Source organism: Brenneria rubrifaciens, from assembly GCF_005484945.1.
Lineage (GTDB): Bacteria > Pseudomonadota > Gammaproteobacteria > Enterobacterales > Enterobacteriaceae > Brenneria > Brenneria rubrifaciens.
On the sequence record NZ_CP034035.1, the window covers coordinates 607310 to 623882 of the forward strand.

General features: G+C 56.1%; 12 protein-coding genes. 5 read left to right on the plus strand and 7 right to left on the minus strand.

What is annotated here, in order from left to right:
* The first annotated feature begins 27 nt into the window (after window positions 1–27).
* Window positions 28–2403 (plus strand): TonB-dependent siderophore receptor, encoded by a 2376-nt coding sequence (locus EH207_RS02890; protein ID WP_137712651.1) that lies wholly within the window; start codon window positions 28–30, stop codon window positions 2401–2403.
* Between the two features lie 79 nt (window positions 2404–2482).
* Here EH207_RS02890 and EH207_RS02895 read toward each other — a convergent pair whose 3' ends face one another.
* Genes EH207_RS02895 through EH207_RS02905 form a run of 3 tightly spaced genes read right to left on the minus strand, consistent with a single transcriptional unit; the run spans window position 2483 to window position 6201 of the window.
* Window positions 2483–3520, minus strand: a complete 1038-nt coding sequence (locus EH207_RS02895; RefSeq protein WP_137712652.1) for an ABC transporter ATP-binding protein — start codon at window positions 3518–3520, stop codon at window positions 2483–2485.
* Window positions 3508–5220, minus strand: coding sequence for an ABC transporter permease (locus tag EH207_RS02900; protein WP_137712653.1), 1713 nt, complete (start codon window positions 5218–5220; stop codon window positions 3508–3510). Before EH207_RS02900 ends, EH207_RS02895 begins: the two co-directional genes overlap by 13 nt.
* Window positions 5221–5223: 3 nt before the next feature.
* The gene (locus EH207_RS02905) at window positions 5224–6201 is read right to left on the minus strand and encodes an ABC transporter substrate-binding protein (RefSeq protein WP_137712654.1); all 978 of its coding nucleotides are present in this window, start codon (window positions 6199–6201) and stop codon (window positions 5224–5226) included.
* A 133-nt stretch (window positions 6202–6334) separates the two neighbouring features.
* On the opposite strand from EH207_RS02905, the gene EH207_RS02910 reads away from it, so the two are divergent.
* The 4 genes from EH207_RS02910 (at window position 6335) to EH207_RS02925 (ending at window position 9842) form a co-directional block, all read left to right on the plus strand.
* On the plus strand, window positions 6335–7111 hold the full coding sequence (locus EH207_RS02910; RefSeq protein ID WP_217496114.1) for a DeoR/GlpR family DNA-binding transcription regulator: 777 nt from the start codon (window positions 6335–6337) through the stop codon (window positions 7109–7111).
* Between the two features lie 95 nt (window positions 7112–7206).
* Window positions 7207–7731 (plus strand): sigma-70 family RNA polymerase sigma factor, encoded by a 525-nt coding sequence (locus tag EH207_RS02915; RefSeq protein ID WP_137712655.1) that lies wholly within the window; start codon window positions 7207–7209, stop codon window positions 7729–7731.
* A complete protein-coding gene (locus EH207_RS02920; RefSeq protein WP_137712656.1) occupies window positions 7728–8663 on the plus strand; it encodes a DUF4880 domain-containing protein in 936 nt (311 codons plus the stop codon). The genes EH207_RS02915 and EH207_RS02920 overlap by 4 nt, the downstream gene beginning before the upstream one ends.
* A gap of 168 nt (window positions 8664–8831) precedes the next feature.
* Window positions 8832–9842: an AI-2E family transporter gene (locus EH207_RS02925; RefSeq protein ID WP_137712657.1), complete on the plus strand. Its 1011-nt coding sequence runs from the start codon at window positions 8832–8834 to the stop codon at window positions 9840–9842.
* 324 nt (window positions 9843–10166) lie between these two features.
* Here the strand turns inward: EH207_RS02925 and EH207_RS02930 are convergent, their stop codons facing one another.
* From EH207_RS02930 to nifJ, 4 genes are all read right to left on the minus strand, one after another.
* The gene (locus tag EH207_RS02930) at window positions 10167–11276 is read right to left on the minus strand and encodes a L,D-transpeptidase family protein (RefSeq protein WP_137712658.1); all 1110 of its coding nucleotides are present in this window, start codon (window positions 11274–11276) and stop codon (window positions 10167–10169) included.
* 166 nt (window positions 11277–11442) lie between these two features.
* Window positions 11443–12240, minus strand: a complete 798-nt coding sequence (locus EH207_RS02935; protein WP_137712659.1) for a deaminated glutathione amidase — start codon at window positions 12238–12240, stop codon at window positions 11443–11445.
* Between the two features lie 105 nt (window positions 12241–12345).
* Window positions 12346–12882: a cytochrome b561 gene (gene cybB, locus EH207_RS02940; RefSeq protein ID WP_137712660.1), complete on the minus strand. Its 537-nt coding sequence runs from the start codon at window positions 12880–12882 to the stop codon at window positions 12346–12348.
* Window positions 12883–12972: 90 nt separating this feature from the next.
* Complete coding sequence (nifJ, locus tag EH207_RS02945; RefSeq protein WP_137712661.1) at window positions 12973–16506, minus strand: pyruvate:ferredoxin (flavodoxin) oxidoreductase; 3534 nt, start codon at window positions 16504–16506, stop codon at window positions 12973–12975.
* Window positions 16507–16573 lie beyond the last annotated feature (67 nt).

Consider the following 16573-nt stretch of genomic DNA (forward strand, 5'->3'; position numbering starts at 1 on the left):
ATTCATCAAGATAAAGGGGATAATTGCATGGCGAGATTTCGTACTCACGTGTTGGCCCGCGCCCTGCGAGTTGCGGTGTTGGGGGCGGCTTTCGGCGTGACGCAGCCAGTCATGTCGGTGTACGCGGCGGCGGCAACCGTTCAATCCTATGCTGTACCGGCCGGGCCGCTTAACCAGGTATTGAACCAGTTTGCGCAACAGGCGGGCGTGCTGCTGGCTTATGATCCGGCATTGGCGGCGGGCAAAAACAGTACGGGCTTGCAAGGCAATTACAGCGTGCAACAGGGGTTTTTGCATATTCTTGACGGCAGTGGACTGGCCGCGCAGTACAGTGCCGATGGAGGCGTAACGCTGGCGCCGCAGGCTAGCGGTGCGCCCGTGCCTGTTTCAGCGTCGACGCCGCTTAAAAACGAGCAGATCGTGGTGACGGCGCCGCCAAATACGGCATTGAAGCTGGATGTTCCCCTGTCGGAAACACCGCGGTCGGTTTCGGTGGTGACGGAGTCGCAGATTCAGGCGCGAGGGGCGCAAAAGATCGATCAGGCGTTGCGGTATAGCGCCGGCATTCTGGCGACGCCTTACGGCCCGGACAATAAGGCTGAATGGATTACTATTCGTGGCTTTAGCGATCAGTCCCGTTTTCAAAATGGATTAGCGACGCTTAATGAAGACGGTTTTTACGGACAACAGATGGAGCCGTTTGGCGTTGAACGTATTGAAGTCCTGAAAGGTCCGGCTTCGGTACTTTACGGGCAAAATCCGCCGGGCGGGTTGATCAACGTGATTACAAAACGCCCCACGCGTTTGCCGCAAGGACAGATCGAAGTGGAATACGGCGCTGACGATTATCGGCACCTGGCGGTTGATAGCGCAGGCCCGCTTAATGATGACGGCACCGTGCTGTATCGCGTGGTGGCGCTGGCGCGGGATACGTCCGGAGAAGTGGATTTTGCCGACAGCAAACGTTTCTATCTGGCGCCCAGCGTGACCTTTCTGGGGGAAGATACGGAACTGACGGTACTGGCGAGCTATATGGATACGCGGTCCGGTATGACCAACGGATTCAAACTGCCCTATGGCACGTTACAGAATACGCCGTATGGCAAAGTCGGTTATAAAACCTCGTTGGGCGAACCCGGCATTAATCACCATAATACCCGTCAGTTTAATCTTGGCTATGAATTGACGCACCGTGTGAGTGATACCTGGACGTTTCATCAAAACCTGAATTACACCTATCTGAATATGGATTTGCGCGGCGCCTACGCGCTGGGGATGGTGGACGGCAGCGATCGTCTGGCCAACCGCGGTCTGACTTACCGGGATGGCTTTGCGCAAAACTGGGCGACGGATAATCGTCTGGTCGGCGCGTGGCAGTTCGGCGACATCGAAAACACCTTGCTGTTAGGGATGGATTATCGTCGCGCCAATACCCAGAGCCGCGATGCGAATCTCTATTCCTTCGGGTCGCCGATCGATATTTTCAACCCGGTGTATGGCAACTATACGCCGCCGGGGAATAACGACCTGTTCGATCACCGTTCGGGACGCCATCAGACGGGATACTACCTTCAGAACCAGATTAAATATAACGAGCGGCTCATCTTTCTGCTGGGAGGGCGTTACGACGTGGCGAAATCCCGCGATCGCAACCTGACATCCGGGGAGGATACGCGTACGGATGACTCGAAATTCACCAAAACCGCCGGGGTAATGTATCTATTTGATAACGGTCTCTCACCCTATATCAGTTACTCCGAGTCGTTCCTGCCGGTGTCTGGGCGTGATGGGTATCATCGTCCTTATGTTCCCGAGGAAGGGCAGCAGACGGAGGTTGGGGTGAAATATACGCCGGAAGGATTCAATGGCTATGCCTCTCTTGCGCTGTTTGACCTGGATCAGAAAAACGTTAAGACAACCGACCCGGCCAATCCAAGCCTGACGATTCAGGCGGGTGAGGCGCGCTCTCGCGGCGTGGAGTTGGAGTTTAGCGGCGAAGTGTATTCTGGGCTGACGCTGACCGCCAACTATACCTATAACGAAGTGGAAACCACCAAGTCCGGTACGGTCGGAGAGAAAGGGAAACGTTTGCCCGGCTTGCCTGAGCAGATTGTTTCCGGTTGGGCGGCGTATGCCTTCAAGGGCGCGCTGGAAGGATTAACGGTTGGCAGCGGTATTCGCTATGTCGGCAGTTCCTACGGCGATATTGCGAATACCGCCAGTATGAAAGTGCCCGCCTACACGCTGTGGGACGCGATGATCGCCTATGATTTCAGCAAAGACTGGCGACTACAGGTCAATGCCACCAACCTGGCAAATCATGAGTACGTCAGCGCCTGTAACTACTGGTGTTACTACGGGGAAGGGCGCAACCTCAGCGCGAATATCAGCTATCGCTGGTAATCCGACCGTTATATAAAGTGCAGAGAAGAAAGCCTGGCGGTGAACGCCGGTCATTCGAGGTGTCCGGCGTTTAGGGCGGTCACTGGCTGACCGCCAGCCGCCAGCCTTGATGCAGCCGCACCGCCACTGGCTGTCGTTCGCTCAGCGGGGCGTAGTGATAAGCGGTGAGCGGCTGACCGTCTTTCAGACGCAGTTGCAGCAGATAGCGCTCCCCTTGATAAATGCAGCTCTCCACCTGCGCGACCAGCCCATCGGCGGCGACTTCCACATGTTCGGGACGGATGAGGATTGGCTGACGCGGCGGATGGGCGTCGGGCGCCTGTTCCAGTCCGTGATGCAGTTGCGCGCCATCCAACCGCTCGGCGTCGGTAAACACAGGCAATGTTAATATGCTGCCCTTGCCAATAAAGCTCGCTACCCAGGCGTTCTGCGGATATTGGTACAACTGCTGAGGGGAGCCCCATTGCATCAGTTCCCCCTGATGCATTACCGCGATATGACTGGCCAGCGCCATTGCCTCGGCCTGATCGTGGGTGACGTAGATGAAGGTGGCGCCAGTGCGTCGGTGAAAATCACGGAAGGTCTGTTCCATGGTGGCGCGAAGGTGGCGATCCAGATTGGCCAGTGGTTCATCCAGCAGCATCACCTGTGGTTCGGATACCAGACAGCGCGCCAGCGCGACGCGTTGACGTTGTCCGCCGCTGAGCGCCTGCGGAGAACGGTCGGCGCAGGCGCCGAGTTCGACGGCATCCAATGCTTCTAAAACGCGTTTTTGTCGGGCAGCGCCGTTGACCTTCTTCAACTTCAGCGGATAGCCCACGTTTTCCGCCACCGTCATATGCGGCCACAGGGCATAGGATTGGAATACCATGCCCATGTTGCGTTCTTCCGGCGGCAGATGGCGTTGTCGGTCCGCCAGAATTCTGTCGCCCAGTAACAGCCGTCCCTGACTAAGTTGTTCCAGTCCGGCCAGAATGCGCAGGGTCGTGGTTTTGCCGCAGCCGCTGGGACCGAGCAGCGCGGTGAAATCCCCCTGGGGAATGGTTAGACTTAGATCGCGCACCACGACTTGTTCGCCGAACTGTTTATTTATCCGCTCCAGTTTCAGCTCTGCCACGGGATAACTCCTTTGGGAAGATAACGGCCCAGGCCGTTCAACAACAGCATGACCAGCGCGATCAGCCCGACCACCATCACGGAAACCGCGGAGGCCAACACCTTGTTACCGCTCTCGTCCAGATTGAAAATCACGACGCCGAGGGTTTCGTTGCCCACGCTCCACAGCAGGGCCGAGACGGTCAACTCATTGACCGCCGTCAGAAATACCAGCAGCGCGCCGGCGAAGGCTGCCGGCGCCAGCAACGGTATTACGATATGGCGCAGCCGTTGTGAAAAGTTGGCGCCCGCGAGGCTGGCCGCCTCTTCCATTGCCGGGTCCAACTGCAACATGCCGTTGTGGACCGGCTTGAGGCTGACCGTGAGAAAGCGGGCCAGATAAGCCAGGAAAATGATCGCCAGCGTGCCGTGCAGCGTGATCTCCACGATCGGAAGCGGGCGCGCGAACAGCAGAATGAAAGCAATCGCCAGCACCACGCCGGGCAACGTGTAGGGAATGTCGATGGCGTTGTGCAGCCAGCGTAGCGGGCGGCTGGGATAACGCACCAGCAGATAGCCCAGCGGCAAACTCAGCAACATCAGCGCCAGCGCCGCCGAAACCGATAACAGCATGCTGTTCGTCAGTGCGCGCCAGGTCGCGCTTTGTCCTTCCAGCATGGCGCCGTAGGCGGCGAAAGTCAGCGTATCGCCGTTCAGCGGCACGCCCAGCGTCGGCACCAGCGATGTCGCGATTAACGCCAGCAGGGGCGTGACCAGAATCATAAACAGGACAGCGCCCAGCACCAGTTCGCTTAACCAACGCCATGAGCCGAGTCTAAACGCCAGCGCCCGGCCGGCCATACCGATAAGCGGCAACGCGTGGCGTTGCTGTAATCGCCCTTGCAACATAACAATCCCTACGGCCAACACGCCCATCAGTACCGACAGCGCCGCCACCTGATTGAGCATCGTGGGGCCGAAACTGGCCATGGTCTGATAAATCTGCGTTGGCAGCACAAAATAGGAAATGGGAATACCCAGCATGGCGGGGATACCGAAGTTGCCCAGCGCCGACACAAAAGTAATGGCGCCGCCTGCCCACAGCGCGGGCCGGCACAGCGGCAGGACGATGTCACAGAACGCCCGCCACAGTGAGGCGCCGTTCAGACGAGCGGCTTCGATCTGCTCTTTGGGCAGGCAAAGCAACTGGGTGCGTAAAGCCAGAAATACCAGCGGCGCGTGCTGAATGCCGAGCAGCAGGGCAATCCCTTCGGCGGAGTAAAGCGGGTTGTGGCTGCCGAAAGCGGGGGCTATCCCCAGACTATTCAGCAGGATGCTGCTGGGGCCAAACAGTTGCAACCAACTCAGCGCGGTAACCTGCGGCGGGATCATCATCGGCAGCATAAACAGAAAGACCCAGATCTGTTTGGCGCGGATATCGGTCAACGCCAGGCAGAAGGCGAAGAGACTGCCCAGCAGCAGGGAGAGCAAGGTCCCCAGACCGCTGGTGTAGAAGCTGTTATACAGTGCGCGCCAGGTGGATTGGCTGGACAGCACCCGCCACAGGCTGCTGCCGCTGCCCTGATGCCAGTCAATCAGCGCCGAGATCAACAACCGCAGGCTAGGCAGCAGGCTGAGTAACGTCACCAGAGCCAGCAACAGCCAGAGTAATCCTCTTGGCGGATTGCCGCTGGAAGGATAACGCAGGGCAAGAACCTTCATGGCTTAGTGGGTTCCGTAAAGTTGACTAAAGCGCTGTTTATTCTGCTCGGCCTCGGCCAACGCTTTGCTGGCGTCAAAGGCCATCAACTTGATGTGGTCGCGCGGGGGAAAACCGTCCGGCACTGGCAGGTCTGCCCGCGCTGGCAGATAGCCTTGCTTCAGCACTAACTGTTGCCCCTGCTCTGACAGTATGAAATCAATAAACGCTTTGGCGGCGTCAGGATTCTTGGCTTTTTTCATCATGGCGACCGGCTCCGTTACGATACTCACGCCCTCTTGTGGAAACACAAACTCAATCGGCGCGCCTTTGGCTTTTTCACGAATAGCCATGAAGTCCACCAGTACGCCGTAAGCTTTGCCGCCGGATGAAATGGCGCTCACCACCGCGCCATTACCGCCCTGGGGCATGGCGCCGTTCTCTTTTAACTGCCGGTAGTAGTCCCAACCAAGCTGCGGATTGTGGGTCAGCGTCGCCAGATGAATCAGGGCCGCGCCGGAATAGAGCGGGCTGGGCATGGCGGTCATATTTTTCAGCTCCGGCTTAAGCAGATCCTGCCATGAAGCGGGTTTAACCGGCGCCTGACGGTGATAGGCGATCCCCGTGGTAATCAGCTTGGTGCCGTAGTAATAGCCTCCGGCTTCATAGAGTGAGGGATCGTACCGGGCGGCTTCAGGGGATTTGTACGGCGCTAACAGATCTTGCTGTTTGAACGCCTCCATAGTCACGCTGTCGGCGATCAGCAACACATCCGGCGAGTTGCCGCCAGCGGCGAGCTCGGCCTGCAACCGCGCAGTGAGTTTAGTGGTTCCGTCACGAATCCAATTGACCTTGATATCTGGATGCGCCCGCTCAAAGGCGGTGACGGTCATCTGAGCGTCTTCATTGGGCTGGCTGGTGTAAAGCGTCAGTGTGGTTTTTGCCATGGCCGAAGTGCCGAATATCGTCAGTAACAAGGTGGCGAGCGTTATTTTTTTACACATGCTGTGTATCCCCTGGTTTTCGTTTTGATGATTAAAACAGGGGAGTCTGACAAAAATATGACCAGTTAATTTCGTAGTAATAATTTAATGTTTTCGTTATAGCATTCCTTCATCGCATCAATACAAGGAGAGAATGATGACGCCGGAATCACGCCGCCGCGCGATTACCACTATGGTGACGGAGCAAGGGGAACGCAGTATCGAGCAACTGGCCGGACATTTCGGCGTATCGCTCCAGACCGTACGCAGCGATGTGCGGGCGTTGACCGAGCAGGGGCTGTTGCTGCGCCGGCATGGTCTGGTGGCGCCTTTTGCGCGGGAGAATATTGGTTATCAGCAGCGGGAAATTGTCAATGTCGGCGGTAAACGCTGGATTGGTGAACACGTTGCCGGGCTGCTTGGCGGGCATCAAAGCTGTTTTCTGGGAACAGGCACCACGGTTGAAATGGTGGCGCGTGCCTTACCTGCTGACACCCGGTTGGCGGTGTTCACCAATAACCTGCATGCGGCGGAGCCGCTCAGCCGTTTGCCCGGTTGCGAATTGACCGTGGCCGGCGGGCAAGTGCGCAAACGGGATTTGGATATCATCGGCGGCGATGCCCTGGCGTTTTTCAGCCGCTATCGGGTGTCAATCGGCGTGGTGTCGGTCGGGGGCATGGGGGAAGCGGGAGAACTCTACGATTTCAACGATGACGAGGTGATGGCGCGTCAGGCGCTGTTGGCCGGGGCGATGGTTAAGGTGCTGGTGGTGGACAGCGCCAAGTTTGGCCGCCCGGCCCTGTGTCAGAATGGCACTATTGCCGATTTCCACTATATCGTCAGCGATCGGCCGCCATCAAGACAGCAGCGCGACGTCCTGCTGGGGCTGTCGACGCGCTGGCTGTGTCAGGAATCCTGTTTTTATCGTTAACCCACGCCACAGAGGACGGACACGGCGAATAGTCATTGACTTTAGTATTAACGATAATGAAAATCATTTCATTGTTATCATAATGAGCCACTCCCGTGAATAGTCCCGCGTTTGCCGATGTAAATCAGACTGAGTCTTTACGGGTTCAGCAGATTTATCATGAACATCATTCCTGGTTGCAGTCGTGGTTGTGCCGGCGTTTGGGCTGTTCACAACAGGCGGCTGATTTGGCGCAGGACACTTTTTTACGTCTTATCAGCCAGCACCAGGCCGCAAATATCCGCGAACCCCGCGCCTGGTTGACCACGGTAGCGCACGGTCTGGTGGTGAATCACTGGCGGCGTAAAGATATTGAAAACGCCTACCTGCAAGCATTGGCAGAGCAGGCGCCTGCCGTTGCTCCCTCGCTCGAACAGCAGGCAATGACCATTGACGCCTTGCTTGAGATTGACCGTCTGTTGGCAACGTTGCCCGTCAAGGTTCGTCAGGCGTTTCTGTGGGTTCACTTTGACGGGTTGTCTTACAGACAGGTCGCCGAGCGTCTGGCGGTTTCTGAGCGGATGGTAAAAAAATATATGGCGCAGGCGATGCTCAACTGCTTGCTTTGTCAGAATCGATGATTTCCGCTGTCAAATCCGATATCCCAAAAGACGTTTTTCATGCTGCGGCAGCGTGGTACGCCACACTCTACGATGACGATTGCACGGAATTTGATCGGCAGAGCTGGCGGCAGTGGCTGGAACGTGATGAAACTCATCGTCTGGCGTGGCGACAGGTGGAACAGATTCATGCGCGTTTTCAAGCGGTCGATAGCCAACTGGTTTCTTCGGTATTGAACCAGCGCGGCGCCGAGCGCAGGCGCATGCTCAAACTGTTGGTGTTCGCCAGCATCACTGGCGGCGTCGGTTTCAGCCTGCCGTGGGAAAGCTATGCCGCCGATTATCGAACCGGGAAGGGGGAAACCCGCGCGTTAACGATCGCCAATGGTTTGACCGTGTGGCTGAACACGGATTCGGCCTTGAATCAGCAGGACATCGGGAACGGGCAGCGGGTGTTTAAACTGGTTCAGGGCGAGTTGGTGCTAGAGAACCGAACCGCACAGCCGGTCAGCCTGAAGACGGCGCATGGCGAGATCGATGTGCCGCAACCCTGCCAAATCGCGTTGCGTTACACGCCTGCGCAGAGCTTTTTATCCGTATTCAGCGGCGAAGCGGTGTTGCGTACCACAACGCCGTCACTGCGGGTGATGTCAGGTCAGCAAGTCTCCTTTACGCGCGAACGGTGCGATGCGCCAATACCCGTCGAAAATTTCCGGCAGAGTTGGCGTTCAGGGGTGCTGGTGGCGGATAACATGCCGCTGGCACAGTTGATCGACGAAGTGTCCCGCTATCATCGTGGCTATTTTCATGTGAATGAGCGGGTGGCCGCGTTACGGATCTCCGGCGTATTCCCGCTGCACGATCGCGATCGCCTGCTTGGTGCGCTGGTACGCACGCTGCCCGTCAAGGTGACAAAACGTTTTGCCTGGTGGATTGATATCAGTTCACGTTAAAACCCGCTGGTGTTTCTGGAGTAAAACGCTAAAAATACCCCTTTCCCCGTTCGTTTGTTGTCTGAACAGTTTTTTTAGAAAAAATCGTTTTCTTACCCCGGCCAGAGACTCACGAAGAAGGGCGGCAGATGTTTATTCAGCATTATCTTACGAATACAGGACGTCATTATGCAGTTACTGAATTTGAAACAAGCCCGATTTCTGAGCTTTTTCTTTATTATGGGCAGCCTGCTGATTTTGCTGCCGTTGCGCTTGTTAACGTGTTTCATTGCCGGTTTTCTCGTCTACGAAATTGTGAATCTGCTAACGCCCTATTTTCAAAAGGTGATCGGCGGTAAACGCGCACGTTGGATCGTCGTGGCGATTATCAGTACGTTGGTTGTCAGCCTGTTGAGCCTGTTGTTCGGGAGTCTGGTCGGCTTACTGATGCAGGAAATGAAAGATACCACCGCCTTTAACATGCGCATTGCCTATATCCTTAATGAGATCCAACGGCAGGTGATGTTCTATCTACCGGGATACCTGCCGGTCAGCGTTGAAGAGCTACAGAGGGAGTTCCTGCAATGGGTTCAGCAGCACATCGCCATTTTGCAGAACATGGGAAAAAGTTTTCTGCATGGCTTCGTCACGATGTTGATTGGTATGGTGCTGGGTGCGATTATTTCTTTATATAATGTTGATAACGATGAAGAAAGACCCTTGCTCAAAGCGGAGCTGATGCGGCGGGTGGCTTTGTTGTCCGCATCATTCCGCAACATCGTTTTTGCTCAGGTTAAAATTTCCGCGGTCAATACGGTGCTCTCCGGGATTTTCATTCTGGGGGTGTTGCCGGGTTTTGGCATTCATTTGCCGTTTTCCAAAACGCTGGTGATACTGACGTTTGTGTTTGGCTTATTGCCCGTCATCGGTAATTTGATCTCTAACTCTATTGTCTTTATTGCCGGGTTATCTCTTTCCCTGCCGATCGCTCTGGTGGCGTTAGTCTATCTGATGTTGATCCACAAGCTCGAATATTTCCTGAACGCACAGATCGTCGGCACCAGGATTAAAGCCAACGCGTGGGAAATTCTGCTGGCCATGCTGGTGTTTGAAGCCGCTTTCGGGATTTCAGGCGTGATAGCCGCGCCAATCTATTACGCTTATCTGAAGAGCGAACTGAAAGAAGCGGCCCTGATTTAATGCTCAATAGTGACAGGCGGCCAAGATGTTATTTCTGCTACAGCCTTGCCACAGCGTCTCTGGCGAACGCCTTGAATTCTCCGCATTAGGATGCTGAATGTTAAGCGTGGAGTGACGGAGGGAGTTCGCATTGTGATGACCTGTCTTGAGGATAGACAGGGGCATTCTGCGTGTAAGAAAACGAACATCCGGTTCCAGTCAGTGTGATGAAAATTGTTCCGTCATTTCATCAATAGCGTCACTGCGCTGTTAATACGCGCCCGTCGCGCGTGAGGCGGGAAAAACGGTTGGAAGCGGTAGTTCGCTTCCAACCGGAAAAGCCGATTACGAACGGTCAGCCTCCGCTTCCTCCGTGGACTGGGCATCCGCGGTTGGCGCAGCCGTATCAACCGACGGAACGGTGTTGTCCAGTGGGATATTTTCCTGTTCGGCGTAGTCCTGTATAGCATCGTCCTGAGATTGCGCTTCTGGCGTGGCGGCGGATTCAAGCGGAATTGCGGGCGCCGCTTCTTCGATCAGACCGTTGATTTTGACCGGCGAACCAGAACGCGATCTGATCGCCTGATCCACTTCACGGGTATTAACACTGGCATCGGCCAGCACCTTGTTGACTTTTGCCGTAATACTGATGGGCGCCGGAGAATCAGATTGGAATTCTTCTACGGAACGAGACAGCGGATTGTGTACTTCCACATAGCGTGAGCCGTCTGGTTCCACCGTGGCTTTAACCGGTTCATTAATGAATTGGACGCGCGTACCTACCGGGACGTTGTCGAACAAATACTTAATGTCATCCGCACGCAAACGTACGCAACCGTGGCTCACCCGCAGGCCGATACCGAAGTTGGCGTTGGTGCCGTGGATAGCGTAGAGATTGCCGATATACAGTGCGTACAGCCCCATCGGGTTATCCGGGCCGGGCGGGTACACTTTCTGCAATGTCTCTCCGCGCTCGGCATATTCCGCGTGCATCTTGGCCGTCGGCGTCCAGGTCGGGCCGGCTTTTTTACGCTGAACGGAGGTGGTCCAGTTAATCGGCGTATCTTTACCCAACTCACCAATACCGATTGGCAGAACGATGACGGTTTTGGTGCCTTTCGGGTAGTAATACAGGCGCATTTCCGCACTGTTGATCACAATACCTTCGCGCGGCGTGTCCGGCAGAATGAGCTGATGAGGAATAATCATTTTGCTGCCAGGCTGCGGCAGATAAACATCCACATCCGGGTTGGCTTCCATCAGGTTGCTCAGCCCCATCTGGTATCGGGCGGCGAAATCTTCCAGTGGCAATGTACTGTCGGTTGGGATAGTGATTTCCATATTTTCACCAACCAGACGACTGTCGGCCGCCGGGAGTGGATAGACAACGGCAAGGGCGGCCTGGCTAAATGCCGCGGCCGCCACAATTAAGGTTAAGATCGCGCGAATACTCATGTTCATGTCTTTGTTGAGTGCTAAATGCCATACCAGCGGTAATGGGGCGGTTTTTGGGTCGAAAATGACCGGATGCGCATTATATGTTCAGAACCGGCTTTGAGGGAAACGAGATGTGCAACAAATCACATTTTTTGCTCTCCGGTGAACGCGTTGCTGCCAGCGCTTAGCATTCGCCGTCCAGAAAGGGTTTTTTAAAGCGTCGATTGGCCAATACCGGCAGCGTCTGACGGGCATAGGTCAGGCGTTCCGGTTGGATATCGGCGTAAAGCAAAGCAGGCACCTCCGGCGCCTGAACCACGACAACCCCTAAAGGGTCGACGACCATACTGTTACCGATATTCTTGACGCCGCATTCACCGGCGGCGACGAGATAGACGGTGTTTTCCAATGCTCTGGCGCGTACCAGCAATTCCCAGTGGATTTCTTTCAACGGGCCTTTAATCCAGGCGGAGGGAAGAACGAGGACGTCCGCGCCGTCCAGCGCCAGACGTCGCGCCAGTTCGGGAAAACGGATGTCGTAGCAGGTCATCAGCCCCACCTTCATCCCGGCGATGGTCAGCAACGGCGCAACCTCCTCACCGGGCAACACATTTTCCGACTCCCGCACGGAAAAAGCGTCATACAGATGCAGTTTCCGATATTGAGCAACGATTTTACCGTCGCGAAACGCCAGCAGCGTATTCCAGACTTTTCCCTGGCCGTTCGGAATATGGACGCACAGCATCGTCGTCATGGCGCCGCCTTTACTGGCGGCAAGCAACTGAGTGATAAAGGGGCCGTCAATCGGTTGAGCGGCGGTCAGCACCATATTGGGATTAGTAATGTCGCGGGCCAGTACGCCTTCGGGCAGCACCAGCAGGTCGGCGCCGTTTTTCTGCGCTGCCGACATCAATGCCGATATTGTCGTGACGTTGTTTTGCCATTCACGCTCCACCGCGAATTGCCCCAGTGCGACTTTCATCCACGCTCCTAATGCATAATGCGGCCCTGAACGGGCCGTTTGATAATGATCATGCCATCTCCGCCTCAGGATAAAACCGTCGGTGCGGACCCGGTTTAGACGCGGTTATCCACGTCTGGCTGGCATCATGCGCAGCAGCGTATTGTCTTTCAACACATAATGATGGAACAAGGCGGCAACGGTATGCAGGCCGATGAGCCAGTAACCGAGCGGCGCGAGGGTTTCATGCCAGTCCATCAAGCTACCGGCGAGTTCAGTATTCGGCGTGGCGGACATTGGCATGCCAATACCAAAGAGCATCCAGTCCCGGCCGCTGTAATAGCGCGAAATGGTGCCCAGTATGGGAAGGGAGATAAACAGCAGATAGATCACGGTGTGTGTCAGCGTCGCCAGCGCGGTTTGCCAGCGCGGTGGCGGCGGGGTAATGGCGGGTGAGGCATAACGCGTACGTAAAAACAGGCGTACCAGCATTAGCGCCAGTACCAGCACGCCGCAACTAAAGTGGGTGACCATCATGACGGTTCGCAGCAGCGAACCGCGTTCAGCGATCCAGCGTAGTTCTATTGTGGCATAAGCCACGACGAGCAACACAAAAACCAGCCAGTGCAGCGCGATTTGCGGTGATGCGAATTTTCCTTTCATCTCTCTTTCTCCTAATGCATGACCCTATTGACACCATAATGAGCGAGTAATCGTATAAAGTATAGGGTAATTCTCGCGTTGTCAGCCTCTCTACTCCTGAGGATTCTTTTCTGATTTACCCGCCATCATGGTCAGGAAATCAAAGCGGCGGCGCAGATCCAGCTCTGCTTCTTCATACAGCAGCGCCGTTTCTTCCGGCATCTGGTTGTTCAGGCGACGAAAGCGCTGCTCTTTCAGCAAGGTTTCGCTCAGGCTGCTTGACGGAGGACGGGAGTCGGTCACCAGCGCGGCTTTGCCTTCTTCGGTACGGCGCGGATCGAAGCGATAAAGCGGCCAGAAGCCTGTCGTGGTGAGCTGGCGCATCTGCTCGTGGCTCAACGCCAGGTCGTAGCCGTGCTCTTCACAGGGGCTGTAGGCGATAATCAGCGACGGCCCCGGCCAGGCTTCGGCTTCCTGAATGGCTTTTACCGTTTGGTTGAGCTGGGCGCCCAGCGAAATCTGCGCGACGTAAACATGGCCATACATCATCACGTTGATGCCAAGATCTTTACGCGCCTTACGTTTGCCTTTTTCCCCAAATTTGGTGACTGCGCCCAGCGGTGTGGCTTTGGATTGCTGACCGCCGGTGTTGGAATAACATTGGGTATCCAGCACCAGCACGTTGACGTTTTCACTCAGGCTCATGACGTGATCCAGACCGCCATAGCCGATGTCATACGCCCAACCGTCGCCGCCAATCAGCCAGATGGATTTATCCACCAGATGATCGGCTTCAGAGGCCAGCGTACTGGCCTCATCACCGCCCATATCCGCCAACAGCATCCGCAATTGTTCAATCTGCCTACGGCGCAGTTCCGGCGCGATCGACGTTTCCTGCAAGGCGGCGACCAGATCTGCCGGTAACTGCGGCGCCAGCGTGTGCAGCAAGCGGATGACGCGCTGACGGTGTTGATCGACGCTCAAGCGAAAGCCGAGGCCGAATTCGGCGTTATCTTCAAACAGCGAATTGGCCCACGCCGGGCCGCGGCCATTGGCATCGGTGGTCCACGGGGTTGTCGGCAGGTTGCCGCCGTAAATGGAAGAACAGCCTGTCGCATTCGCCACCAGCAGACGATCGCCGTAAAGCTGGGTCAGCAGCTTAATGTATGGCGTCTCACCACAACCGGAACAGGCGCCGGAATACTCGAACAGCGGTGAAATCAGTTGAGAAGTCCGAATATCAATGCGTTCCAACCGGGATTTATCGATTTCCGGCAGTTGCAGGAAGAAATCGAAGTGCGCTTTTTCAACGCTCAGGTTGTCCAGACGAGATGCCATATTGATGGCTTTGAACGCTGGATTCTGACGATCTTTCGCTGGGCAGACTTCCACGCACAGATTACAGCCGGTGCAATCTTCCGGCGCCACTTGCAAGACGTATTTCTGTCCGCGCATATCGCGGGCTTTGACATCCAGCGATTGCAATGATTCCGGGGCCGCCGCCATCGCATCGGCGGGCACCACTTTGGCGCGGATGGCGGAATGCGGGCAGGCGGCGACGCAGTGGTTGCACTGGGTACACAACTGAGGCTGCCACAGCGGGATTTCTTCCGCGATGTTGCGTTTCTCCCACTTCGTCGTTCCGGTCGGCCAGGTGCCGTCAGGGGGCAATGCGGAAACTGGCAGGGTATCGCCCAGACCCGCCAGCATGGTCGCGGTAACGGTTTTTACGAAATCCGGGGCCGCGTCGGAAACCACCGGCGGGCGCCGCGGGCTGTCTGGGTTGACCGTTTCCAGCGGCACGGCGCAAAGCGCATCTAATGTGGCGTCCAGGGCGCGCCAGTTGCGTTCAACCAGTTCCTGACCTTTGCTGCCGTAGCTTTTGCCAATCATGGCGCGCAGTTTTTCAAGCGCGAGATCCCCCGGCAGGATTTGTGAAAGGTGGAAGAAGGCCATTTGCATCACGGTGTTGATGCGGGCGCCTAACTGACATTCACGGGCAATTTTCGCCGCGTTGATGCAGTACACCTGTGCGCTGCGCGTCCTGAGGCCGGCCTGCACTTCTTGCGGCAGACGGTGCCAGATATCGTCGCCGGCATACGGTGAGTTGATCAGGAAGATACCGCCAGGCTTCAATCGTTCCACCATGCTGTATTTATCGATGAACTGCCATTGATGGCAGGCGACAAAATCCGCCTGATCGATCAGGTAAGCGGAATTGATCGGATGCGGCCCCACGCGCATATGGGAAACGGTCAGGCTGCCCGCTTTTTTGGAATCGTAAACGAAGTAGCCCTGTACAAACATCGGCGTGGTTTCACCTACGATCTTGATGGCGTTTTTGGTTGCCGAGACGGTTCCGTCACTGCCCAGCCCGTAGAACAAGGCTTCCAGCGAGGCGGTTGTCGGCAGGCGCTGTTCCGGCAGCGGCAGGGAAAGATGGGTTACGTCATCATAAATACCAACGGTGAAGCGGGGACGCGGGTTGGCAAGCGCTAACTCATTAAAAATGCCCTGTACGCATTGCGGCGTGAATTCTTTCGACGATAAACCGTAACGGCCGCCAATTACTCGCGGCATGGATGAGCGCTCACCGATGGAAAACGCCTCGGCCAGCGCGGTCATGACATCCAGATACAGCGGTTCTGCCGGCGCGCCCGGTTCTTTGGTGCGATCCAGCACGGCGATGCGTTGCGCTGTTTGCGGAATGGCGGCCAGTAAATGAGGGGCTGAGAAAGGACGATAGAGACGCACCTTAACCACGCCAACCTTTTCTCCACGAGTCAGCAGGGTGTCGATGACCTCTTCACACGTCCCTACGCCAGAGCCCATCAGAACGATAACTTTGGCCGCTTCCGGGTGGCCGTAATAGTCAAATGGCCGGTACTGGCGTCCCGTTGCTTGGGCAAAGTCGTTCATTGCCTGTTCAACATGCTGGCAGGCGGCGTTATACCACGGGTTGGTGGCTTCGCGCGCCTGGAAAAACGTATCCGGGTTTGAGGCGGTGCCGCGGATCACCGGACGCTCAGGTGTAAGTGCTCGCTCACGGTGTGCGGCAATAGCCTGCTGGGGCAACAACTGGCGGATAACGTCATCGCTCAATGGTTCAATCTTGTTGATTTCATGCGAGGTGCGGAAACCATCAAAGAAATGAATAAACGGCAGGCGGCTATTAAGGCTGGCCATTTGTGAGATGAGCGCGAAGTCCTGCGCCTCTTGCACGTTACTGGCGCACAGCATGGCGCAACCAGTCTGGCGGACGGCCATGACGTCGGAATGATCGCAAAAAATCGACAGCGCGTGCGTGGCGACCGTACGGGCGGCGACATGCAGCACAAAGGGCGTCAGTTCGCCCGCCAGCTTATACAGCGTCGGGATCATCAGCAGCAAACCCTGCGATGAGGTAAAGGTGGTCGCTAACGTTCCGGTTTGCAGTGCGCCGTGCACGGTGGCGATCGCGCCTCCCTCCGACTGCATTTCAATAACGCGCGGCGTATCGCCCCAGATGTTTAACCCGCCGTCGCTGGACCAGGCCGCAGCCTGCTCCGCCATGGTGGAACTGGGGGTAATGGGGTAGATGGCGATGACCTCATTGGTTCGCCAGGCGACAGAGGCGACTGCGTTGTTACCGTCAGTGGTGATCATGATTAACCTTTTGCTCACAAAGTCCTTCATCTTTCAGGTTAAGGCGTGTTGGTTGCTTTTGCTCTGC

Excerpts from the sequence above, each read along its gene's own strand:
- EH207_RS02890 (WP_137712651.1), top strand. The coding sequence starts at position 28 with ATGGCGAGATTTCGTACTCACGTGTTGGCCCGCGCCCTGCGAGTTGCG.
- EH207_RS02900 (WP_137712653.1), bottom strand. The coding sequence starts at position 5,220 with ATGAAGGTTCTTGCCCTGCGTTATCCTTCCAGCGGCAATCCGCCAAGA.
- EH207_RS02905 (WP_137712654.1), bottom strand. The coding sequence starts at position 6,201 with ATGTGTAAAAAAATAACGCTCGCCACCTTGTTACTGACGATATTCGGC.
- EH207_RS02910 (WP_217496114.1), top strand. The coding sequence starts at position 6,335 with ATGATGACGCCGGAATCACGCCGCCGCGCGATTACCACTATGGTGACG.
- EH207_RS02920 (WP_137712656.1), top strand. The coding sequence starts at position 7,728 with ATGATTTCCGCTGTCAAATCCGATATCCCAAAAGACGTTTTTCATGCT.
- EH207_RS02925 (WP_137712657.1), top strand. The coding sequence starts at position 8,832 with ATGCAGTTACTGAATTTGAAACAAGCCCGATTTCTGAGCTTTTTCTTT.
- EH207_RS02930 (WP_137712658.1), bottom strand. The coding sequence starts at position 11,276 with ATGAGTATTCGCGCGATCTTAACCTTAATTGTGGCGGCCGCGGCATTT.
- EH207_RS02935 (WP_137712659.1), bottom strand. The coding sequence starts at position 12,240 with ATGAAAGTCGCACTGGGGCAATTCGCGGTGGAGCGTGAATGGCAAAAC.
- cybB (WP_137712660.1), bottom strand. The coding sequence starts at position 12,882 with ATGAAAGGAAAATTCGCATCACCGCAAATCGCGCTGCACTGGCTGGTT.
- nifJ (WP_137712661.1), bottom strand. The coding sequence starts at position 16,506 with ATGATCACCACTGACGGTAACAACGCAGTCGCCTCTGTCGCCTGGCGA.